The sequence below is a fragment of the Bacteroides faecis MAJ27 genome (assembly GCF_900106755.1).
Taxonomy (GTDB): Bacteria; Bacteroidota; Bacteroidia; order Bacteroidales; family Bacteroidaceae; genus Bacteroides; species Bacteroides faecis.
On sequence record NZ_FNNN01000042.1, the window covers coordinates 1 to 22924 of the forward strand.

Here is a 22924-nt window from a genome sequence, read left to right on the forward strand (position 1 = left end):
TATTTAACCAATTTATTACTATATTTGAAAACAGGATTCAAGTATAAAACCCGAATCCTGAAGTTTTCTATTTACACAAAATGGTGGACAGTGCCTTCGTGTCACTTCCTTTTTTATTATTTTCAAATATGAAATTTGTTTTTTATTTAAATAAATTTGTAGTGTTCCCTCTAGAACGCATACCCGAATCCTACATTTAAATAAATAGGATACATGGCAAATGAAATAGTATCGAAATCCTTCTTGAAGATATCGTTCAATCCCCATGTTAAGTCAGCATACACATTCAAATGTTTGAATGCTCTCCACTCACCGCCTAATTGCAATCCCCATTGGAATTTACGCAGATTGTCAGAGAAATCATAAGTAGCAATGCTTTCACCGGTAAAATCTACTCGCGAACCTGTCTGATCAGGAGTGCGCAGGTGACCTTCATATACATGTCCGGAGAAGTTTCTTTCAATAAGATAAGATACATACGGACCTGCTGAGACTTTCCAACGTTTACTTACTTTATAGTTGGCAACCACTGGGACAGTCAGATAAGAGTTTTTGACTTTAGTTTTTACGCCACCGGTCCATAAGCCTTGTAACTCTCCACCGTTGGTGTTGATAATCTTCATACCATAGTTTTTTACTGTAGCTTCTGTGGTCATATTCTTGTTTTCAAGTCGTATCCCTACAGTCATTCCCCATTTCGTGTCAAACCATTTAGTTGCGTTTCCTTCAATTGAAATAGCGAGGCCACCAGGGGCATAGCTATCTATTTTACGAATTTCTTCAGGTAGGGGCAATGGCGAAGTTCCTCCAATACTGAAACCTGCTTTGATTCCATATTCCCATCCGTGTAAGTACGACCAGATGATACCTTGATTTCTTTCTTCTTGCGCCTGCGCTGAAAGTGTACTTACTAATAGTAGTACAGCTATAATATTGAGTAATTTATATCTTTTCATTTTCTTGTTTTTTTTAGTCTTCGCAAATAAGTTCTACTTCATCGACATACAATGTACTGCCCACTGCTCCTTTAAAATAAGCACCGTCTACACTGGATGAAAGCACAATACCTAATTTGTATTTTCCATTTTGCAATTTTGTATCATCAATTACTCGTCCTTTTACAGGTTCGAAGGGGATTTCAAAATTAATCCACTGATCTGATTCAACAACATCTTCCGGTTTAATTCGTGCTAATGATACTAACTTATCTGAAGTAAATACATCATCGCCATTAAGCATGACAGAATTATTCTCAGCTTCATACATAACAGCATAAATATCACATTTATCTCTTACCCCGTCTTGTGGTTTTCCTTCTACAGAATATACATCTCCTGCTTTAAATTTATAATATCCTTTAAGCATTTTAGGGCGTTTATAGAACTGGAAACCGAAATTAGTGGCTTTTCTAGGGTCTGTCAATGCATTTCCTACCTCAAATATTCCGATAAATAAGTTACCGGCAGCAATATACATCTTTACCATTGCTCCAAAACTACCGGTATCACGAGTTTCCAATTTAACTCCTTTACCTCTAAAACCATTGGCTACTTGTACAGTAGGGTAATCTGTTTTGGAGTTTGCCATACCTGTCAATTTAAATCCCGGATTACCGCTTGACCATTGTAATACTTTGGATATTTCTTGTGAAGTGCCCGGCTGGAATTCATAAAAGATATCGTAGTCATTGGAAGATAGCAACTCTTCAAAGCTGAAAGAAGTAGGTAATTCTGCTAAAACTACATTAACTGTATATACAGGTTTCCATTGACCGTCTTCTGATGTCACAGTGAATTTGCGAGAATGCGGTTTTTCGCTGAAATCATATGTGGATTCTGTGTCCCCAGCGGCTTGATCGTTTATTTTTATGCTAGCTCCTTCTGGGACTACAAATTCTAATTTTTGTTTGGAAAGGTCGGCTCCCTTGTTTACGTATACATAAATCACCTTAGAATCAGCATTGATGTTTGCTAGTTGTACATCATCACCTGTACAGGCATCAATGGCTGCTTCTGAGTTTAGCGCTTCATCCTGTATACAGGAAGATGCTGCACATGCAAGTATGAAACAGGCTATTAAAGTCTTAATTTTCATGCGGTTTAATCTTTTTAGTTACTAATTCAGTCTCTTTTTATAAAACTCGGGTGCAAAGTTAAGTTTCTTTTTGAAATCTAGCGCTCTGTTAGTGAGGGAATTCAATAAAATTAGAGCCTTTTATAAAAATAATGTGGGCTAAGGTTAGAAAAAGACCTTTCGCAGCAGGGCGTTCAATATCTTATTCATAGTGATTAAAACCGATGTTTTATTGTCATCTGTCAGCTTTTAGTAGGCAAACTATTATAAATAAGATAATTATCTCCTGACAATACACCCTGATAATACGGCTGACAATAACAATTGTCCATTCTATTGTCAGCCGTATCATGCTGTTATTCCAGTTTGACTACTTGATAAAGAGTCCCTTTGTAAGTATGCTTGGAGGGTATACCGCATTTTTGCAGAAGTCTTCCAAAGTGATATACTTTGCTGGAAGACAGGGGTATGCTACTCTTTTTCTGCAAGTAGTTGAGTATTTCCATTGGTGACAGATATTCTCCCTCGCCTTCCTTTTGGGCTCCTTTGAAGTATTGGTGGAATAATTGAAGAATAGCAGGAGTTTGCTCAAATTCGCGGTTGTTTTCCGTCATGATCTTTTCGTCTTCGCTGTCGAACCAGTAGCGTTCGCCGTGATAAATCTCATGCATTGCCTGTGCGTAGAGTTGCTCATAGTCTATCGGTTGGGTGGTGTCAATGACTCCTGTCACTTCGACGCAGATAAAACGACGGCTTCCTGAAGGATCAGTCAGCAGGTCTTTTTGGTTGCTCGTGCCGATAAAGGAGGCATACCGCTGTAATTCCTGTACCAAACTGCCGTGGGGCTTTCGCAAGTTGACTACAGGTTTCTGGAGGATATGCTTTAAAAATCCCTGTTGAGTAAGAGTCACCTGATCAAACTCATCGATGTTGATCAGAGCAAAGCGGTTCAGATATAGTTCTGCATCCCGTTTACGGCTGAAATCAATGCTGTCTGTGTAGTAGGCGCGAAGTGCGGGTGGTATAAGCTCCCGGCAAAATGTAGATTTATGGGTTCCTTGCATGCCTACCAATAGAGGAGATGTGCTATTAGCGTGTTTCTGACCTATTCCACGCCAGTGAGCCACCATATTCAGAAACCAACGGTGGAAAAGCATTCCCCAATAAGGATTTTTGCAAGGCACTCTGCTTGCCAGTGCCAGAATGTGGTCTTTTCCGTCCCAACGGGGCAGGCTGAACATAAATTCCTCCAAAGGATTGTAGACAGGTACCCGGTTCGAATGCAGATAGCGGTCTATATCCCTGTCCCACACTGCGATCCCTTCGGATTGGGCATCGAGCATGATACTGTTCTGTGCCCGTTTGTCAATGGCGCTGAAGTTGAAACGGAAGGAGACGCGTTCGCGGTATTCCACTTCTCCGATCTGCGTATTGTGCCGGAACTCATAGCGGCGTTCCATAAACTCTTCCATTTGCAGGTTAAGGCGTTGTTCTTTAGTCAGACAGTCTTTCCGGTTGAATCCTTTGCATTCCTGATATACATTTTTGATCATTTCGCGCAGCAGCATGGCATCGTTTAACTTGTAGAAGCGGGTGAGAGTGCGCCGTGTCACTTCTTCTTGCGGTATTCCCGAATGAAAACAGTTTTCCGCCAGACGGACGACTAATGCCTGAGGATCGTCATTCCAATGCCATTCCACTTCCAGTTCTTCGAATGTCTTTCGCACAGCGGCTTCGTATAGCAATGCTATCGCATCTTGCGTGGCATATCCCGGTACAGTGCGGTTGAGGGGAGAACTTTCGGCAATCGTCTTTTCCCTGTATGTCGTTTCGCCGGGCATGCTGACGGGCTGTGATAAATAGAATGGGACAGGATCGGGACGATAAAACAGGTCGGGATCATAGCTGAGGCGTGAGTATTGTTCAAGTTTCGGCTCTTTCAGCAGAAGGTTGAAGGGGATTTGCGGCTGATAACATTTAATGGCGAGTCGGTAAGCGTGCGCCTGAAATATTTCAGCTTCTTCCGCTGTCTGGGGTAACTTACCGTCCGGACGGGTGAAGCGAGTCCAGATTTTGACGCTTTTATCGCTCGAACCAGCAAAAGCCAGCATGGTTTGTGGTAGTTCCGCTGCTTTTCGTTTTACCAGGGCTATTTCTGCTTTTCCTGCCAGCGGACCGACCGTTAATTCTACAATACCATTGTAAGTTTTCATTTTCTTCACACCGTTTACGCGTCCGAAGACTGCGGCAGGAATTATTCTGGGCAATTTGTGGGCAGCTGAGCAAGGTTCACCGGGTAAGACAAAATGCAGGGCTTCGCGTAGGCCGGATACCGGACGGAGTTTAGTCTCTTTCTTCATTTTCTCTATCAGTAGGTTGATATCCATCACGCTTAACGCTTCCGTATCTCCGTTTTCTCTGCTCTCCCTGATTTGTGTAATCTTCATTTTTCTATTTTGATTTTTCTTGATTTAATTTTGTTTGTACCAGGCATCGAAGGTACGGATAATATGCCGGTGAAACAAGCGTTTGCGCTTTTATTATTGAGAAATTTCGCGCGGTCTTTATCTTTTACAATAGTGCGGTCTGAAGGGCAGGGAAAGTATAGCGGACGAGGAGTAGAAGGTATGCTTTGCTCGTGCCACGCCTTTGGCATGCTTGTGCCACGCCCTTGGCACGACTGTGCCATCGCAGTGGCACAACTGTGCCAAGCGCTCTGCACAACCATTTCAGAGGTTTGGCACAATCGTTTCCGTAGGTGGCACAACCGTTCTGATAGCTTGTCACAAACCATATGGATACTTGAACGGGAAACAACGAAAGGAGAGATGTTGGTGACAGTGTGAAATGAAGGCTCTTCTCCTGTGCGCACAAAAGAGTAGATTCTTACTCCTTGCAGTCGTCTGAATGACATAGCTGACCATTTCTCATTGGTATTCGTCTGAATGACAGAACCAAATGATAGCAAAAAATATATTGATACGCTTTAATGTGAGGTATATCGGAAATTTCCCTCACTCCATATGCTTGACAGTAAAATGGTGCTATTGCTATTGTCAGCTTATTGTCAGTGCTTATTGTCATGAGGTAATCTGTTTATTATAAGACTATTATGTGTAAAAAGCTGACAGATGACAATAGAAATCTATATTTAATCATTATGTAGATAATACGAATTGTGATATACGAATTAATGCATAAATGTGCGGAAATGAAGAATGATGAAGAGAAATGATAATTGAAAATAAAAAAGAACACTTAATCAGTTACAATGAAAACAATTATTCTTATATTTACAGAGTATTGTTAACCCAAGGACCCAAAAGAAATGAAAACTAAAAAGGGATTACTTAGACAAACTGGGCAATTAGTAGCTTTTGTTGCCATTGTTTTATGCAGCTTCACGCTATCTGCATGCGGTGATGATGATGACGACGACATTACTGCTCAGTCCATTGTCGGTAAATGGATATTAGAAAAAGGAGAATATGCAATGACCAACCCAATAACTGGGGAGGTCGTTCGGGGAACTTATAATGGTAGTACCGATAATGGACAGGTTTACTATCATTTTAATGGAAAAGGCGTTTGCACCTATACAGAAGCAAATTCTGATTATCAACCGAGATTAACCGAATATATTTATGATCCCGAAAAACAGATAATAGCAGTAGGAATAAGTTTCTACCGAATCACTCAGCTCAGTTCCACACAATTAGTATGGGAAAAATTAGATGCTGCTGATGATGTTAATTATCTATTTAGGGAAACCTTTGTACGCGAATAAGACCGGAAACTGAAAAAGCCGGTCACGATTTCCCATCGTAACCGGCTTTTATCCTATATGTTAACCTAAGACCTATAAAACCTTTCTGCTATTAATCACACGCATTGCTGCGGTATAGTATTCGCATGGAACTGAAACGAGTATACCGTTCAATCCGTTGTCTTTCATTGAAGCCTCGATATACGCTGCTTTCAGAAGACTCTTCACGCTGGCCACCTCCCAGGGACTACCAGCAAAAACATTGACCTGAGAAATCTTTCTACTTGTAATCATATTCTTTTGTGTTTTGGTTTTTACTGCCGGCAAATATAAGAAGGGGAAATTATATATGAGAGCAATTTTGAGTCATAAAAGTATAGAAATGATGCATTGGTCTGATTTTAGCATAAATTGATCAGTTTGTAGCATTGGTACCAAAAGAAATCCTCCCTATGCTGTTTGAGGAACAGATAAGGAGGATTTTATCGATGAGTCGGCTGTTTTTTGCTTATTTCTCGTCGTTCTTGCGAATCTCCACACGGCGAATCTTACCGCTGATCGTCTTTGGCAGTTCGTCAACGAACTCAATCACACGCGGATATTTATAAGGTGCAGTGACTTTCTTAACATGGTTCTGCAATTCTTTGATCAATTCTTCTCCGGCGCGTGCCTTATAGTCTTTAGACAATACGATGGTTGCTTTCACTACCTGTCCGCGAATCTCGTCGGGCACTCCGGTAATAGCACATTCTATCACGGCAGGGTGTGTCATCAAAGCACTTTCTACTTCGAAAGGACCGATGCGGTAACCGGAACTCTTGATTACATCGTCTGCGCGTCCTACAAACCACAAATAGCCGTCTTCGTCTTTCCATGCAACGTCACCTGTGTAGTAAATGCCGTCATGCCAGGCTTCGTGTGTACGTTCCGCGTCGCGATAGTATTCTTTGAAGAGTCCGAGAGGTTTGCCTTTGCTGGTGCGGATTACGATCTGACCTTGTTCTCCCGCTTCTACAGAGCGGCCTTCGTTGTCTATCAGGTCCACGTCATATTGTGGATTGGGCAATCCCATACTTCCCGGTTTCGGTTCCATCCAAGGCATGGTAGCTACTGTCAATGTCGTCTCAGTCTGTCCGAAGCCTTCCATCAGCTTGATGCCTGTCAGTTTCTTGAAAGTCTCGAATACGGCAGGGTTCAGAGCTTCTCCGGCGATGGTGCAATACCGCAATGAGGACAGATCATATTTGGTCAGATCTTCATGAATAAGGAAACGGAAGATAGTAGGAGGTGCACAGAGTGAAGTCACCTGATACTCTTGTATCTTTTCCAGAATAGCTGCGGGGGTGAACTTCTCATGGTCGTAAACGAAGATGTTTGCTCCGGCAATCCACTGTCCGTAGAGTTTGCCCCATACTGCTTTTCCCCAACCGGTATCGGCAATGGTGAGATGGAGACTGTTCTCGTCCAGATTGTGCCAGAAGCTACCGGTAACGATATGACCTAACGGATAGGTAAAGTCATGCGCTACCATTTTAGGTTCACCGGTAGTACCGGAGGTGAAGTACATCAGTGAGATGTCATCATTCGTATTGGCATGTCTCGGACGGACGAACGGAGCAGCGTTCTCGATGCCCTGATGGAAATCTTCGAATCCTTCCGGAACTTCCGGACCTACACTGACTAACTTTTCTACGCTCGGACACTCAGGAAGAGCATCTTTGATGTGTTGCAATACGATTCCTTCACCGGCAGCTACAATCATTTTGATGTCGGCGGCGTTGCAGCGGTAGATGATATCTTTCTTTGTCAGCAGGTGGGTTGCAGGAATAACTGTGGCTCCCAGCTTATGCAAGGCGATGGTGCTGTACCAGAACTCGTAGCGGCGTTTCAGAATCAGCATCACCATATCTCCGCGACCGATGCCGAGGCTCTGGAAGTAAGAAGCCGTCATGTCCGTATAGCGTTTCATGTCGGCGAAAGAGAACTGGCGGCTTTCGCCCCGGTCATTGGTCCAGAGTAAGGCATTCTTGTCGGGTTGTTCGGCTGCCCAGGCATCTACTACATCGTAACCGAAGTTGAAGTTCTCCGGAACATTTATTTTCAGGTTCTTGATAAAATCCTCTTGTGAGGCAAAGTTAGTCTTTGCTAAAAATCTTTCTACCATAATGTTATTACATAATTACTGCCAGAAAACGTACCGTTTTGCCATCGAGCGCTTTCATGCCATGTGGAAGTTTTGAGTTGAAATAGATACTGTCACCTTGGTTCAGGATGATTTCCTTACCTTCAATGTTGATAAGCATACGCCCTTCGAGCACAAGATTAAACTCTTGTCCGTTGTGGTGGTTGTAATGAATAGGCTCGTCGTCTCCTTTGGGTTCGACAGTAACGATGAACGGATCGGCTGTGCGATTCATAAAACCGGCTGCCAGTGATTGGTATTTGTAGGCTCTGGTGCGTTCGATGCTCGTGCCTTTGCCGGCACGGGTGACAAAGTAACTGCTCATTTTCGGTTCTTCGCCAAACATCAGTGCATCCAGTGCAATGTTATAGGTGCGGGCTATCTTTTGTAACATGCTGACGGAAATGTCGTAATCTCCTGTCTCTGCGAGCCGGTATTCCTCGGCAGATATGTCACAGTCGCGGGCGATGTCTTCAGACGTTAGTTCCAGTACGTCACGCAATCCGCGAAGACGCTCTGCGATTTGTTTAATTTGATCATTCATACAAGTGGTTATTTTTTTATAATTAATAATTTTGCGGTATTATTTGGATGCCTTCATCGCCTTGATAACGGCGGAAGTAAATCCGTTGTGTTCCAGTTCGTTGATTCCTTTGATGGTGATTCCGCCCGGAGTGGTCACCTTGTCTATTTCCACGCTGGGATGAGTATCATTATTCAGAATTAATGCGGCGGCTCCTTTGACAGACTGGGCTACCATCTCCATGGCATCTTTAGGACGGATGCCCATTTCGATACCGGCTTGCATGGCAGCCTGGATGTATTTCAATACATAAGCGATGCCGCAGGAAGTCAGTGCCGTGGTAGCTGCTATCTTTTCTTCGGGGATGAGCATAGACATTCCCATTTCATTGAACAGCCGGAGCATGAACTGGTTTTGCTCATCGTTTGTGTTGCGTGCTGCGATAAGTGTCATGCTTTCCAGTTCGCTGATGGCAGTGTTGGGGATGAGGCGGAACATCGGCATTTCGGGGGCTATCACAAAGTGTGCAAGCTCTTCAAAGCTAATGCCGGCTGCTACAGAGACGAGAGTTTGTCTGCTCTTTAGCTTCAGCTCACGCATCACCGGTTCCATGAACCATGGCTTGACCGCCAAAATGACAATATCTGCTCCTGCAGCAGCTTCTGCGTTATTCTGAGTTGTGGAGATGCCCGGAAATTCTTCTTTCAGCTTTTCCAGTTTGCCTGCGCTGGGATTGGATACAATGATATCTGAGTCTGCTATCAGACTTCCTTTTGCCAGGCCGCGGGCTATAGAACCACCCATGTTTCCTGCACCGATAATAGCTATTTTCATATGCGCTTATTTTTTATGGATTCTTACAGACAAAGGTAACGGTAAATTGCGAAAAAACAAAAAGCAGCCCGGATAAGAAAAATATTTCTGTATGAGGCTGCTTTTTTGTCGGCTGTTTATTAATCAAATGAGCGATCAGAGTACTCTCTTGAAACGGGCAAGGAATTCGTCCGCTTCCTCCATGCTGAGGCAGAGAGGGGGTAACAGACGAAGTACGTTTGTACCGCTTGCTCCCGTAAATACATGCTCATCATAGATGAGTCGGCTGCGCAGTTCTTTGATCGGTTCTTCAAATTCGAGTCCGATCATCAACCCGCGTCCGCGTACTTCTTTGATTTGCGGAAATTTCTTGAGTTCTTCCAGCAGGTAATTACCGACTTTAGCGGCATTTTCCACCAGATGGTCCTGTTCAATCACATCCATTACGGCAAGAGCTGCCGAGCATGCCAGGTGATTTCCTCCGAATGTAGTTCCCAATTGTCCGTAGACGGGTTTGAACATCGGACTGATCAGTACACCTGCCATCGGGAATCCGTTACCGATACCTTTGGCTACAGTGATAATATCCGGCTGGATATGATTGTATTGGTGAGCAAAGAATTTACCGCTGCGACCGTATCCGCTCTGTATTTCGTCCAGAATCAGGATCGTTCCGGTTTCGGTACAAGCGTTGCGAAGTTCCTGCATGAATTCGGTAGTCGGTATTTTGATACCGCCCACTCCTTGTATTCCTTCGATGATAACAGCGCATACGTCTCCTTTTGCCAGTTCCTGTTTCATCGCCTCGATATCATTCAAGGGAAGATAGGTCACATGTCCGTTGTTATTGATCGGAGCAATGATGGAAGGATTGTTCGTAGCCTCTACTGCCAACGAAGTACGTCCGTGGAAAGCCTTGCTGAAGGACACTACTTTGGTACGTCCGTTATAGAAAGAAGCCAGCTTCAGCGCATTCTCATTGGCTTCGGCTCCGCTGTTGATCAGAAACAGGGAATAGTCTTCGTAACCGGAGATTTTTCCCAGTCGTTCCGCTACCTGTTGTTGCAGCTTATTGATCACCGAGTTTGAATAGAAACCAAGGGTTGCTACCTGATTGCTGATCATCTCCACATAGTGGGGATGCGCATGTCCGATGGAAATGACGGCATGACCTCCGTAAAGGTCCAGATATTCCGTACCATTCTCATCCCATACCTTACAGCCTTGTCCTTTGACTATATTGATGTTATATAAAGGATATACGTCGAATAATTTCATAATTCTTCTGTTTTTAGAAAGCGGAAGGTTTCAGCCGTAATCCTACGGTTTCTTCCAGGTTGAACATCAGGTTCATGTTATGAACTGCCTGTCCGCTGGCGCCCTTCAGCAAGTTGTCGATGCAGGAGATAATCAATAGTTTGTCACCATGTTTCTCCAGGTGTATCAGACATTTATTTGTATTTACGACTTGTTTCAAGTCTATATTCTTATCTACGATATGAACGAAGGAGTCTTTGGCATAATATTCTTCGTACATGCGAATGATCTCTTCGAGTGCTACTTTGGTTTTCACGACAAGAGTGGCAAAGATGCCGCGTGGGAAATCGCCCCGATAAGGGATAAAGTCGATCTCTGAATCGAAGCTGTTTTGCAGCTGTTTCAGTGATTGCTTGATTTCCGGCACATGCTGATGATCGAATGCCTTGTAGATGCTGATGTTATTGTTACGCCAGCTGAAATGACTGGTAGCACCGGGTTTCACGCCGGCACCGGTACTTCCGGTGATAGCATTAACTGAAACATCGTCTGTCAACATCAGATTCTTGGCCAGCGGAAGCAAACCTAGCTGGATGCAGGTGGCAAAACAACCGGGATTGGCTACATGCTTCGCCGTACAGGTAGCACGGCGGTTCAGTTCCGGCAGACCATAGATGAAATCATGATCGTCACTCTTGATACGATAATCCATCGAGAGGTCGATGATCTTCAAATCTTCCGGCACGTTGTGGCTTTCCATAAATTTCTTCGTGTCGCCGTGGGCAGTACAGAAGAAAAGCACGTCGATAGCGTCCAGGGGTAACTGGTCGGTAAATCTCAGGTCTGTTTCTCCGTATAGTCCTTCGTGTACGTCGGTAATTTTGTTTCCGGCATTACTGCTGCTGTTGATAAATACGATTTCAGTTTCCGGATGGTTGAGCAGCAGACGGATTAATTCGCCTGCTGTATATCCTGCGCCACCAATGATTCCTGCTTTAATCATATCTCTTCGTCTTTATGGTTATTGTAGTAAACACGTAGCGGAGTAGAAGTCACCTTAATAAAGCCTTTCGCATCTTCGGCTGTCCAGCCTTTCTGCATCTCGCCATATTCGCCAAACTTCGTTTTCACGAGGTCATCTTCCGATTCTACGCCAACGGTAGAGAAAGAAAGCGGACGGAGTTCGAGGATTGCCGTACCGTTAACGTTACGTTGGCTTTCCTGAAGCATAGCTTCGATATCACGCATTACCGGTTCGAGATACTGGCTTTCGTGGAGGAACATTCCGTACCAGTTGGCTACCTGATCTTTCCAGTATTGCTGCCATTTGCTCAATGTGTATTTCTCGAGGAAGCGGTGGGCACCGATAATCAACATCGGAGCTGCTGCTTCGAAACCTACACGGCCTTTGATACCGATAATCGTATCGCCTACGTGCATATCGCGTCCGATACCGTATGCCGCACCGATTTCTTCTACTTTTTGTATCGCTTTGATCGGATCGTCGAATGTTTCGTCGTTGACAGCTTTCAGTTCTCCCTTTTCGAAAGTGAGACGGAGTTGTTCGCTGCCTTCTTTTTCCACATGTTTCAGATAGGCTGTTTCCGGTAATCCCTGTGCGGAGTCGAGGATTTCGCCACCACAGATGGATGTACCCCACAAACCTACGTTATAAGAGTATTTCAGCTTGGTAAAGTCTGCACTGAAACCATGTTTGTTCAGATAGTCGATTTCTTCCTGACGGCTCAATGCCATATCACGGGTCAGCGTGATGATTTCTACATTCGGAGCCAGTACAAGGAAAGTCATGTCAAAACGAATCTGGTCGTTACCTGCTCCGGTAGAACCGTGGGCAATGGCATCCGCACCGATTTCGTTGGCATAACGTGCGATGGCCAACGCCTGGAAGATACGTTCCGAGCTGACGGAGATCGGGTAAGTACCATTACGCAGCACATTTCCGAAAACCATATATTTCAGACTCTTTTCGTAGTATTCCTGAGTAACGTCCAATGTTACATATTTCACTGCTCCCAGTTTGTAGGCGTTTTCTTCGTTTGTCTTCAGCTGTTCTTCGCTGAAACCGCCCGTATTGGCACAAGCTGCATATACTTCGTAACCTTTTTCTTTAGCGAGGTACATGACGGTGAACGATGTGTCCAGTCCGCCGCTGAATGCCACCACTACTTTTTTTTTCTTTTCTTCCATAGTGCTGTATATATTAAATGTTATTTCTTTCTTGTTCTTTTTTTATGTTCCGCGGGTCTGTCGGATCGTACAGCATGGCTGTGCAGATGCAGAACTTACGGTTTTTAGCCACCAGTATATCGTGGTTGGTGCAGCCTTCGCATCCTTTCCAGAAAGCCTCGTCGTCTGTCAGTTCATTGAAAGTGACGGGGACATATCCTAGTTCGGTGTTCATTTTCATCACTGCGGCTCCGGATGTCAGACTGAAAATCTTAGCTTTCGGCCATCGGAGACGTGCCAGTTGGAAAGATGCTTGTTTGATGCGCTTTGCCAATCCTAATCCGCGAAAATCGGGATGTACAATCAGACCGGAGGTTGCTACGTATTGCTTGTTTCCCCATGATTCGATATAGGTGAAACCTGCGAATGTGTCGCCACAGAGCGCGATTATTGCTTTGCCCTCTTTCATTTTAGTCGCTACGTATTCGTGTGTGCGCTCTGCGATTCCGGTTCCTCGTACGGCAGCAGCATTTCTGATAGTTTCCAAAATAGTGTCAACGTAAACCTCATGTGAGGCGTCGGCTACCATAACATCTATTTGTTGAGTGTCCATTTCTTTATATATAATATAGGTATAGTTATTCGATATTCGGAATGATGAGCGACAAAAGCTGACGTACTTTGCTTGTGGCTACTCCTTCACGCAGAACCAGCATGATGGTATCGTCACCGGCAATGGTTCCCAGAATCTCGCTGAACTCATTGTTGTCGATATCATAAGCCATGCTGCTGGCGTAACCGGGACGGGTACGGATAACAGCTATATTGCCGGAAAACTGTAGGGAGATAAATCCATTGTTGCGCAACATCTCACCGGCACTCTGGTCAGTGGAACGTTTATACATGATGTTATTCGGCAATACATATACATACTTACCGTTCATACTTGCAGCTTTGGCTACTTTCAGTTGTTTCAAGTCGCGGGAGAGGGTGGCTTGTGTCAGTTCGAAGCCTTCACGGTTCAGCTCTTGCAGCAGTTCTTCCTGCGAGCCTACCTCCTTGCTTGAGATAATCATTTTGATGGCGTCTAACCGATTTGCTTTCTTCTTCATTGCATAATTATTCTAAGAATGGCGCAAAATTATGCATTATTTCGGAGAAAACATGCATAAATCATGCTTTTTTTGCATAAAAAGTAAAATTTATACTGATGTAAGGTTTGGCTATGCAGATTTGTGTCAAAATGCACATCCTTTCTATCAAAATGCGTAAGGAAAAGGAGGAAGGAACCGCCTATCTTTGCAATGTAGGTAAATGGATACCTTAAATATATAGACAAAATACCATGAAACAGAACTTTTTTGCAGTCGACCTGGGCGCAACAAGCGGCCGTACAATCTTAGGCTCTTTTATTGAAGGCGGATTAAATCTGGAGGAGATTAATCGTTTTCCTAACCACTTGATCGAGGTGGGTGGACATTTCTATTGGGATATTTATGCATTATACCGTCACATTATCGACGGATTGAAATTGGTAGCTCACCGTGGCGAATCTATTGCCTCTATCGGTATAGATACATGGGGAGTAGATTTCGTCTTCCTTGGAAAAGACGGAAACCTGCTTCGCCAGCCTTATGCATATCGTGATCCGCATACGGTAGGAGCACCGGAAGCCTTTTTCTCTCGTATCTCTCGTAGCGAGGTATATGGTAAAACTGGTATTCAGGTAATGAATTTTAATTCACTTTTCCAATTAGATACTTTGCGTCGCAATCATGACAGTGCATTGGAGGCAGCAGACAAAGTTCTGTTTATGCCGGATGCGTTGAGCTATATGCTGACCGGGAAGATGGTAACCGAATATACCATTGCTTCCACTGCCCAATTAGTGAATGCACATACGCAACGTCTAGAACCGGAGTTGCTGAAAGCAGTCGGACTGAAAGAAGAGAATTTCGGTCGTTTTGTCTTCCCGGGTGAGAAGATAGGAACATTGACTGAAGAAGTGCAAAAGATAACAGGATTGGGGGCAATTCCTGTGATTGCGGTGGCCGGACATGATACCGGATCTGCTGTAGCAGCTGTTCCCGCACTTGATCGTAATTTTGCATATTTGAGTAGCGGTACTTGGTCGCTGATGGGGGTGGAAACAGATGCACCGGTGATCACTGCTGAAACAGAGGCTTTGAACTTTACGAATGAAGGTGGCGTAGAAGGCACAATTCGCCTTTTGAAGAATATTTGTGGAATGTGGTTGCTGGAACGTTGCCGTCTGAATTGGGGAGATACAAGCTATCCGGAATTAATAACCGAAGCGGATTCGTGTGAACCATTCCGTAGTTTAATCAATCCGGATGACGACTGTTTTGCAAATCCTGCGGATATGGAACAGGCTATTCGTGAATATTGCCGGACTACTGGGCAGCCGGTTCCTGAGCAACGTGGACAAATAGTACGTTGTATCTTTGAGAGTCTGGCTTTGCGTTACCGTCAGGTGTTGGAGAACTTGCGTGCGCTTTCTCCTCGTCCTATCGAAACTCTGCATGTGATCGGTGGAGGTAGCCGTAATGACTTGTTGAATCAGTTCACTGCCAATGCTATCGGTATTCCGGTTGTGGCAGGACCGTCTGAGGCTACAGCTATCGGTAATGTCATGATTCAGGCAATGACGGTGGGAGAGGCGACGGATGTTGCGGGTATGCGTCAGTTGATAAGCCGTTCAATTCCGTTGAAGACTTATCACCCACAGGATATGGCAGCCTGGGATGCGGCTTATATCCATTTTAAAAACTGCGTTCGATAAATTCCGGAGAATCAAGAAATAACCGACAGAATAATATTAACTTTTAATAATAGAATATCATGAAAAAAGAAGAAATGATCCAGAAAGCGTATGAGATTGCTGTTGAACGCTATGCAGCAGTAGGTGTAGATACTGAAAAGGTACTGAAAACCATGCAGGACTTCCACTTGTCACTTCATTGCTGGCAGGCTGATGATGTAACGGGATTTGAAGTGCAGGCAGGTGCACTGAGCGGAGGTATTCAGGCAACCGGTAATTATCCGGGCAAAGCTCGCAATATAGATGAACTGCGTGCCGACATTCTGAAAGCCGCTTCTTATATTCCGGGTACACACCGTTTGAACCTGCACGAAATCTACGGAGATTTTCAAGGTAAAGTGGTAGACCGCGATCAGGTAGAGCCTGAACATTTCAAGAGCTGGATTGAATGGGGTAAAGAGCATAACATGAAACTCGATTTTAACTCTACTTCATTCTCACATCCGAAATCTGGTGATTTGTCACTGTCTAATCCGGATGAGGGCATCCGTCAGTTCTGGATTGAGCATACCAAACGTTGTCGTGCCGTTGCCGAAGAAATGGGTAAGGCGCAGGGTGACCCGTGTATCATGAATCTTTGGGTACATGACGGAAGCAAGGATATCACTGTAAACCGCATGAAATATCGTGCATTGTTGAAAGATTCTCTGGATCAGATATTTGCTACTGAATATAAAAACATGAAAGACTGTATTGAATCAAAAGTATTCGGTATCGGTCTGGAAAGCTATACAGTAGGTTCCAATGACTTCTACATCGGTTATGGCGCATCCCGTAACAAGATGGTAACTTTGGATACCGGTCACTTCCATCCGACTGAAAGTGTTGCCGACAAAGTATCCTCTCTTTTGCTTTATGTGCCCGAATTGATGCTGCACGTAAGCCGTCCGGTTCGTTGGGATTCCGACCACGTAACCATTATGGATGATCCTACAATGGAACTGTTCAGTGAAATTGTTCGTTGCGGTGCATTGGAACGCGTACACTACGGTCTCGACTATTTCGATGCTTCTATCAACCGTATCGGTGCTTACGTTATCGGTAGCCGTGCTGCTCAGAAATGTATGACACGTGCTTTGCTTGAACCGATTGCCAAGTTGCGTGAATACGAAGCTAACGGTCAGGGCTTCCAGCGTCTGGCTCTGCTTGAAGAAGAGAAAGCTCTTCCATGGAATGCGGTATGGGATATGTTCTGCTTAAAGAACAATGTGCCGGTAGGCGAAGATTTCATTGCAGAAATCGAAAAGTACGAAGCGGAAGTAACTTCTAAACGGTAAGTTATGGATATTCTAATTGGCTTATTGATTATAGCCATCGGTAGCTTTTGCCAGTCCAGTTCCTATGTGCCTATTAATAAGGTGAAGGAATGGAGCTGGGAAAGCTTCTGGTTAGTGCAAGGTGTGTTTGCCTGGTTAGTGTTCCCGTTTTTGGGATCACTGCTGGGGGTACCTGCAGGAGGCAGTTTGTTCGACTTGTGGGGAGCTGGAGGTGCTGGAATGAGCATCTTTTATGGTATATTATGGGGAATAGGCGGATTGACTTTTGGACTTTCCATGCGTTATCTGGGCGTTGCGCTCGGACAAAGTATAGCATTGGGTACTTGTGCCGGATTCGGAACTCTTTTTCCTGCTATCTTTGCCGGAACTAACCTTTTCGAAGGTAACGGATTGATTCTTCTTTTAGGTGTTTGTATTACGTTGGCGGGTATTGCTGTTATCGGTTATGCCGGTGGCTTGCGTGCGCAGAATATGAGTGAAGAAGAAAAACGTGCTGCCGTAAAGGATTTCGCATTGACCAAGGGATTGCTGGTGGCGCTTCTTGCGGGTGTGATGAGTGCCTGCTTCGCTTTAGGGCTGGATGCGGGAACTCCTATCAAGGAAGCTGCTTTGGCAGGTGGAGTGGACGGACTTTATGCCGGTCTTCCTGTAATCTTCCTGGTGACTTTAGGCGGATTTCTGACAAATGCCGCTTATTGCCTGCAGCAGAATGTAGCTAATAAGTCTGTCGGTGACTATGCCAAAGGTAAAGTCTGGGGCAACAATCTTGTGTTCTGTGCGTTAGCTGGTGTACTGTGGTACATGCAGTTCTTCGGACTGGAAATGGGTAAGAGCTTTCTTACGGGAAGTCCCGTGCTGCTGGCTTTTTCGTGGTGTATCCTGATGGCATTGAATGTGACATTTAGTAATGTATGGGGAATTATCCTGAAAGAGTGGAAAGGAGTGTCTACCAAAACGATCACAGTATTGGTTTGTGGTCTGGTGATTCTGATTTTCTCTTTGGTGTTCCCGAACTTGTTTTAAAATTTTAGGCATGGATAATACGGATAACGCGGTTTTAATACATGGCTCTTTAACCGTGAAATCCGTGTAATCCGTGCCTGATAAATAAATTATATTATAATATGAAATCAATTTTAGAAAACCGTCCGGCACTTGCCAGGGAAGTTAATAAGGTGGCTGAAGTTGCCGGATACTTGTGGCAAAAAGGATGGGCTGAACGTAACGGTGGTAATATCACTGTTAATATCACGGAATTTGTTGACGATGAAATTCGCCGGATGGAACCGATAAGTGAAGTAAAACCTATTGGCGTTACATTGCCATATCTGAAAGGGTGTTATTTCTATTGTAAAGGGACTAATAAACGCATGCGTGATCTGGCTCGCTGGCCGATGGAAAATGGTTCGGTTATTCGTATCCTGGATGACTGTGCCAGCTATGTTATCATAGCCGATGAGGCAGTTGCACCGACTTCGGAATTGCCTTCTCATCTGAGTGTGCATAATGATTTGCTGAGTAAGAATTCTCCTTATAAGGCTTCTGTGCATACTCATCCGATTGAGCTGATCGCGATGACACATTGCGAAAAGTTCCTTCAGAAAGATGTGGCAACCAATCTGTTATGGAGCATGATCCCCGAAACGAAAGCATTCTGTCCGAGAGGGTTGGGTATCATTCCTTATAAATTACCCAGCTCGGTAGAGTTGGCGGACGCTACCATCAAGGAATTGCAGGATTATGATGTGGTAATGTGGGAAAAGCATGGCGTCTTTGCTGTTGATTGCGATGTGATGCAGGCTTTTGACCAGATTGATGTACTGAATAAGTCGGCATTAATTTATATCGCTGCCAAAAATATGGGCTTCGAACCGGATGGTATGACTCAGGAACAAATGAAAGAAATGTCTGTTGCTTTCAATCTTCCTAAATAATACTTGTATAAATCATTGAATTTATCTACTTTAGCGACCGCGGCATTTTCTATGAATGGGGAATGTTGCGGTAACTTTAAAATTATGACACAACTATGAATCGCATTATTCTGAATGAGACCTCTTATTTCGGCGCAGGATGCCGGAGTGTAATTGCTGTGGAAGCAGCCAGACGTGGCTTTAAGAAAGCCTTTTTTGTGACAGATAAAGACCTTGTCAAATTTGGTGTGGCTGCTGAAATTATAAAAGTATTTGATGACAACCATATTCCGTATGAACTTTATAGTGATGTGAAGGCGAATCCTACAATTGCCAACGTGCAGAATGGTGTGGCTGCTTATAAGGCTTCCGGTGCCGACTTTATCGTAGCCTTAGGTGGCGGTTCTTCTATCGACACGGCAAAGGGGATTGGTATTGTTGTGAATAATCCGGATTTTGCTGACGTGAAATCTTTGGAAGGTGTGGCTGATACCAAACATAAAGCGGTTCCTACTTTTGCATTGCCTACCACTGCCGGAACTGCAGCTGAAGTGACTATCAATTACGTAATCATCGACGAGGATGCACGTAAGAAAATGGTTTGCGTAGATCCGAACGATATTCCTGCCGTAGCTATTGTTGATCCGGAACTGATGTATTCTATGCCGAAAGGGCTGACTGCCGCTACAGGTATGGATGCATTGACTCATGCTATCGAAAGTTATATTACTCCAGGGGCATGGGCTATGAGTGATATGTTCGAACTGAAAGCGATTGAAATGATTGCTCAGAATCTGAAAGCGGCAGTAGATAACGGTAAAGATACAGTTGCCCGTGAAGCAATGTCACAGGCTCAATATATTGCAGGTATGGGATTCTCTAATGTAGGTCTGGGAATTGTGCATTCTATGGCTCACCCGCTGGGTGCTTTCTATGATACTCCTCATGGTGTTGCCAATGCTTTGCTGTTGCCTTATGTAATGGAGTACAATGCTGAATCTCCGGCGGCTCCGAAGTATATTAATATTGCCAAAGCGATGGGCGTCAATACAGACGGTATGACTGAAGCTGAAGGGGTGAAGGCTGCTGTTGAAGCAGTGAAAGCGCTTTCCTTGAGTATCGGTATCCCGCAGAAATTGCATGAAATTAATGTAAAGGAGGAAGATATTCCGGCGTTGGCGGTAGCTGCATTTAATGATGTTTGTACAGGAGGTAATCCGCGTCCTACGTCGGTAGCGGAAATAGAAGTATTGTATCGGAAAGCATTCTGATACGAATCAAATAAGGTTTGTTTTTTATAGGCATCCGGAGGATCTGAACAGGTACTCCGGATGTTTTTTTATTGTTTAGCATGTGTTTTTTGAAAATAATTCCTACTTTTGTTCGATTCAATTACATGAAAACACGCCTGTATGAGTGAGGAAAATAATCTGGGATTAGAATTTAAATACTTGATTGTAAATGACATGGACCGTAAGTTCGGTCTGTGGGTAAATACAGTTGGCTACCAGTCTATCCCTCCCGATTCTCCTTATCCGTTGAAAGAACATCCGTCCGGCTACTTTTTCAATGCTGAAAAAGGAAGGGTGTTGCGGGAATATCAGTTAGTCTATATAACGAAAGGGCGTGGTTTGTTTTCATCCGATTCTACTCCTGAAAGACAAGTTTGTAAAGGTCGGCTGATGGTGCTGTTTCCCGGACAGTGGCATACCTATTATCCGTTGCGTCAGACCGGATGGACAGAATATTATATCGGTTTTGAAGGGCCGACAATTGATGCAATTGTGGGTGATGCCTTTCTTTCTCCGGAAAGGCAGATACTGGAGGTTGGAATAAACGAAGAACTGGTGTCTTTGTTTTCTCGTGCTTTGGAGGTGGCGGAGGCGGATAAAATATCTGCCCAGCAATACCTGTCCGGCATCGTACTCCATATGATAGGTATGATTCTTTCTATTTCCAAGAATAAGGTCTTTGAGATGAGTGATGTCGATCAGAAGATTGAACAGGCAAAGATACTTATGAATGAAAATGTATCCGGCAATATCGACCCGGAAGAGTTGGCGATGAGGCTGAATATCAGTTATTCATGGTTTCGCAGGGTTTTTAAGGAATATACCGGTTATGCACCTGCCAAGTATTTTCAGGAACTGAAACTTCGTAAAGCCAAACAGATGCTGGTGGGTACTTCCCAATCGGTGAAAGAAATCTCTTTTTTCTTAGGCTTCCAGTCTACCGAATACTTCTTCTCCTTTTTTAAAAAACGTACAGGGCTTACTCCGCTTGAATACCGTTCGTTCGGTCGGGAAGGATAATAATAAGTTATTTATTGTTAATCTTCTTGATGCGATTTAACTTTCCCTCTTTAATCTGGTCAAAGATAATATTGCAATTAAGCAATCAGTTTATTATCAGATTAACAATAAAAAGAAAAGAGACATGAAAAGAATCGTATTTTGGATGGTAGCTTTACTACTGATGAGTGGTGTAGCAATGGCACAAGGTAATCGCCAGGGCGGAAGACAGCAGATGGACCCGAAAACCCGTGCGCAGCGTATGACGGAGCGTATGGTGAAAGAATACTCTCTGAATGAAGACCAGAAACAACAACTGTTGGATGTAAACCTTGCTTGGGTGGAAAAAATGGCTGCTAATCAAGGTAGACATTCTAAAGATGATAAAGCTGCTAGGATGACAAAAGAAGAACGTGAAAAGAAGGCAGCGGAAATGAAGAAATCTCGTGAGGATTATGATGCCCAGCTGAAGAAGATTCTGACTAAGGAACAATATGATAGCTATGTGAAAAAACAGGCTGAGCGTGAGAAACAGATGAAAGAAGGGCGTCAGAACCGACAAAAAAGGCAAGGGTAATATAGATTGTAATGAATGGATGTACTTCCTTACGGAAGAAGAATAAAGGAGATACTGCTGATTTTCGGTAGTATCTTTTTTTTGTGTTCAAGCGGTTTTTGCTTGTTTTTTATGAGATTGTGAATAAGTCAATTCTGGCTTGTTTAAAACGATTCTCTTATATAGTTAATAGCTTTGTTGTTAATGAATTAACCTGTTGATAACTTTGTTGAAAACATGGTTGATATCACGATGGACCTGTGAATAAAGGAACCGGGGACGGTTGAACTTATTAGGGGAGAGATAAAAAAAGAACCGCTTAAAAAGCGATTCTTTATTGAGTTGCGGAGATCCGACTCGAACGAATGACCTTTGGGTTATGAGCCCAACGAGCTACCAACTGCTCCACTCCGCGATGTTTAACGGGTGCAAAGGTACGGCTTTTCTTGAATAAAACAAATTATTCTCCAGTTATTTTTCAGAAAAAATATCGGATAATCTCTATTGTATTGAAAATGAGAGGAATATTGCCAGAACTTTTTTTAGTACCTATTAATATACAAATGTTAATATTCTGCGCTTTTTCTTGTGTGGTCTAAAGAAAAGAATTACTTTTGCTCAAAATATTCAGCAATGTGCAATTAGTATAACCTATGACCGTATCAAAAACGAAAGCCAAGTTAGTAGACGTTGCCCGCCAGCTCTTTGCAAAGATGGGGGTGGAGAATACTACGATGAATGATATCGCTCTTGCTTCGAAAAAAGGTAGAAGAACACTCTATACCTATTTTAAAAGTAAAGATGAAATTTATCTGGCTGTTGTAGAATCGGAACTGGATATCTTGTCGGATATGATGAAACGGGTGGCCGAAAGAGATATGTCGCCGGACAAGAAAATGCTGGAGATGATTTATACCCGGCTGGATGCAGTTAAAGAGGTAGTTTACCGAAATGGAACTTTGCGGGCCTATTTCTTCCGTGATATATGGCGGGTGGAAAAGGTTCGTAAGAAGTTTGATGCGAAAGAAATACAACTTTTCAAAGCAGTATTATTGGAGGGGCAGGCTAAGGGTGTCTTCCACATTGACGATGTAGAAATGACAGCCGATTTGATACATTATTGCGTAAAGGGGATTGAGGTACCTTACATCCGCGGTCATATAGGGGCTCATCTGGACGAAGAAACTAGAAATAAATATGTGTCCAACATTGTGTTTGGCGCACTGCATAGAACAGAAATTTAA

General features: G+C 43.7%; 22 protein-coding genes and 1 tRNA gene. 10 read left to right on the plus strand and 13 right to left on the minus strand.

Going from position 1 to position 22924, the window contains the following annotated elements:
- Positions 1-170: 170 nt before the first annotated feature.
- The 3 genes from BLW31_RS22375 to BLW31_RS22385 all read right to left on the minus strand — a co-directional run bounded on the left by BLW31_RS22375 (position 171) and on the right by BLW31_RS22385 (position 4520).
- Positions 171-956, minus strand: a complete 786-nt coding sequence (locus tag BLW31_RS22375; protein WP_010536396.1) for a porin family protein — start codon at positions 954-956, stop codon at positions 171-173.
- A gap of 13 nt (positions 957-969) precedes the next feature.
- Positions 970-2094, minus strand: coding sequence for a PCMD domain-containing protein (locus tag BLW31_RS22380; protein ID WP_010536397.1), 1125 nt, complete (start codon positions 2092-2094; stop codon positions 970-972).
- 335 nt (positions 2095-2429) lie between these two features.
- Complete coding sequence (locus tag BLW31_RS22385; protein ID WP_010536398.1) at positions 2430-4520, minus strand: BT4734/BF3469 family protein; 2091 nt, start codon at positions 4518-4520, stop codon at positions 2430-2432.
- 30 nt (positions 4521-4550) lie between these two features.
- Between BLW31_RS22385 and BLW31_RS24225 the strand changes: the two genes are divergently transcribed.
- Together BLW31_RS24225 and BLW31_RS22395 are read left to right on the plus strand one after the other, a co-directional pair.
- Complete coding sequence (locus BLW31_RS24225; RefSeq protein WP_143040768.1) at positions 4551-4919, plus strand: hypothetical protein; 369 nt, start codon at positions 4551-4553, stop codon at positions 4917-4919.
- A gap of 482 nt (positions 4920-5401) precedes the next feature.
- Positions 5402-5860: a hypothetical protein gene (locus BLW31_RS22395; protein ID WP_010536400.1), complete on the plus strand. Its 459-nt coding sequence runs from the start codon at positions 5402-5404 to the stop codon at positions 5858-5860.
- A gap of 72 nt (positions 5861-5932) precedes the next feature.
- On the opposite strand, the gene BLW31_RS22400 is transcribed toward BLW31_RS22395, so the two are convergent.
- From BLW31_RS22400 to BLW31_RS22440, 9 genes are all read right to left on the minus strand, one after another.
- Positions 5933-6133: a DUF2007-related protein gene (locus BLW31_RS22400; RefSeq protein WP_010536401.1), complete on the minus strand. Its 201-nt coding sequence runs from the start codon at positions 6131-6133 to the stop codon at positions 5933-5935.
- Positions 6134-6347: 214 nt separating this feature from the next.
- Positions 6348-8003, minus strand: coding sequence for an AMP-binding protein (locus BLW31_RS22405; RefSeq protein ID WP_010536402.1), 1656 nt, complete (start codon positions 8001-8003; stop codon positions 6348-6350).
- Between the two features lie 7 nt (positions 8004-8010).
- Entirely contained in the window at positions 8011-8565 is a 555-nt protein-coding gene (locus tag BLW31_RS22410) for a helix-turn-helix domain-containing protein (RefSeq protein ID WP_010536403.1), read from the minus strand.
- A gap of 39 nt (positions 8566-8604) precedes the next feature.
- Positions 8605-9378 carry a pyrroline-5-carboxylate reductase gene (gene proC, locus BLW31_RS22415; protein ID WP_010536404.1) on the minus strand — a complete coding sequence of 258 codons (774 nt, stop codon included), beginning with the start codon at positions 9376-9378 and terminating at the stop codon, positions 8605-8607.
- 135 nt (positions 9379-9513) lie between these two features.
- A complete protein-coding gene (locus tag BLW31_RS22420) occupies positions 9514-10635 on the minus strand; it encodes an aspartate aminotransferase family protein (protein WP_010536405.1) in 1122 nt (373 codons plus the stop codon).
- 13 nt (positions 10636-10648) lie between these two features.
- The gene (gene argC / locus BLW31_RS22425) at positions 10649-11617 is read right to left on the minus strand and encodes an N-acetyl-gamma-glutamyl-phosphate reductase (protein ID WP_010536406.1); all 969 of its coding nucleotides are present in this window, start codon (positions 11615-11617) and stop codon (positions 10649-10651) included.
- Positions 11614-12822 (minus strand): argininosuccinate synthase, encoded by a 1209-nt coding sequence (locus tag BLW31_RS22430; RefSeq protein ID WP_010536407.1) that lies wholly within the window; start codon positions 12820-12822, stop codon positions 11614-11616. The genes argC and BLW31_RS22430 overlap by 4 nt, the downstream gene beginning before the upstream one ends.
- A 13-nt stretch (positions 12823-12835) precedes the next feature.
- Positions 12836-13414 carry a GNAT family N-acetyltransferase gene (locus BLW31_RS22435; protein WP_008762698.1) on the minus strand — a complete coding sequence of 193 codons (579 nt, stop codon included), beginning with the start codon at positions 13412-13414 and terminating at the stop codon, positions 12836-12838.
- 25 nt (positions 13415-13439) lie between these two features.
- Positions 13440-13913 (minus strand): arginine repressor, encoded by a 474-nt coding sequence (locus BLW31_RS22440; protein WP_008762699.1) that lies wholly within the window; start codon positions 13911-13913, stop codon positions 13440-13442.
- Between the two features lie 233 nt (positions 13914-14146).
- Between BLW31_RS22440 and rhaB the strand changes: the two genes are divergently transcribed.
- The 7 genes from rhaB (at position 14147) to BLW31_RS22475 (ending at position 21701) form a co-directional block, all read left to right on the plus strand.
- Positions 14147-15604 (plus strand): rhamnulokinase, encoded by a 1458-nt coding sequence (rhaB, locus tag BLW31_RS22445; protein ID WP_010536409.1) that lies wholly within the window; start codon positions 14147-14149, stop codon positions 15602-15604.
- A 59-nt stretch (positions 15605-15663) separates the two neighbouring features.
- A complete protein-coding gene (locus tag BLW31_RS22450) occupies positions 15664-16920 on the plus strand; it encodes an L-rhamnose isomerase (RefSeq protein ID WP_010536410.1) in 1257 nt (418 codons plus the stop codon).
- A 3-nt stretch (positions 16921-16923) separates the two neighbouring features.
- Positions 16924-17943: an L-rhamnose/proton symporter RhaT gene (gene rhaT / locus BLW31_RS22455; RefSeq protein ID WP_010536411.1), complete on the plus strand. Its 1020-nt coding sequence runs from the start codon at positions 16924-16926 to the stop codon at positions 17941-17943.
- A gap of 101 nt (positions 17944-18044) precedes the next feature.
- The gene (gene rhaD, locus BLW31_RS22460) at positions 18045-18854 is read left to right on the plus strand and encodes a rhamnulose-1-phosphate aldolase (protein WP_010536412.1); all 810 of its coding nucleotides are present in this window, start codon (positions 18045-18047) and stop codon (positions 18852-18854) included.
- Between the two features lie 95 nt (positions 18855-18949).
- Complete coding sequence (fucO, locus tag BLW31_RS22465; protein WP_010536413.1) at positions 18950-20104, plus strand: lactaldehyde reductase; 1155 nt, start codon at positions 18950-18952, stop codon at positions 20102-20104.
- 141 nt (positions 20105-20245) lie between these two features.
- Entirely contained in the window at positions 20246-21145 is a 900-nt protein-coding gene (locus BLW31_RS22470; RefSeq protein WP_010536414.1) for an AraC family transcriptional regulator, read from the plus strand.
- Between the two features lie 124 nt (positions 21146-21269).
- On the plus strand, positions 21270-21701 hold the full coding sequence (locus tag BLW31_RS22475) for a DUF4890 domain-containing protein (RefSeq protein ID WP_010536415.1): 432 nt from the start codon (positions 21270-21272) through the stop codon (positions 21699-21701).
- Positions 21702-22022: 321 nt separating this feature from the next.
- Here BLW31_RS22475 and BLW31_RS22480 read toward each other — a convergent pair.
- Positions 22023-22095: transfer RNA gene (locus BLW31_RS22480), tRNA-Met, on the minus strand.
- 238 nt (positions 22096-22333) lie between these two features.
- On the opposite strand from BLW31_RS22480, the gene BLW31_RS22485 reads away from it, so the two are divergent.
- Entirely contained in the window at positions 22334-22924 is a 591-nt protein-coding gene (locus BLW31_RS22485; RefSeq protein WP_010536416.1) for a TetR/AcrR family transcriptional regulator, read from the plus strand.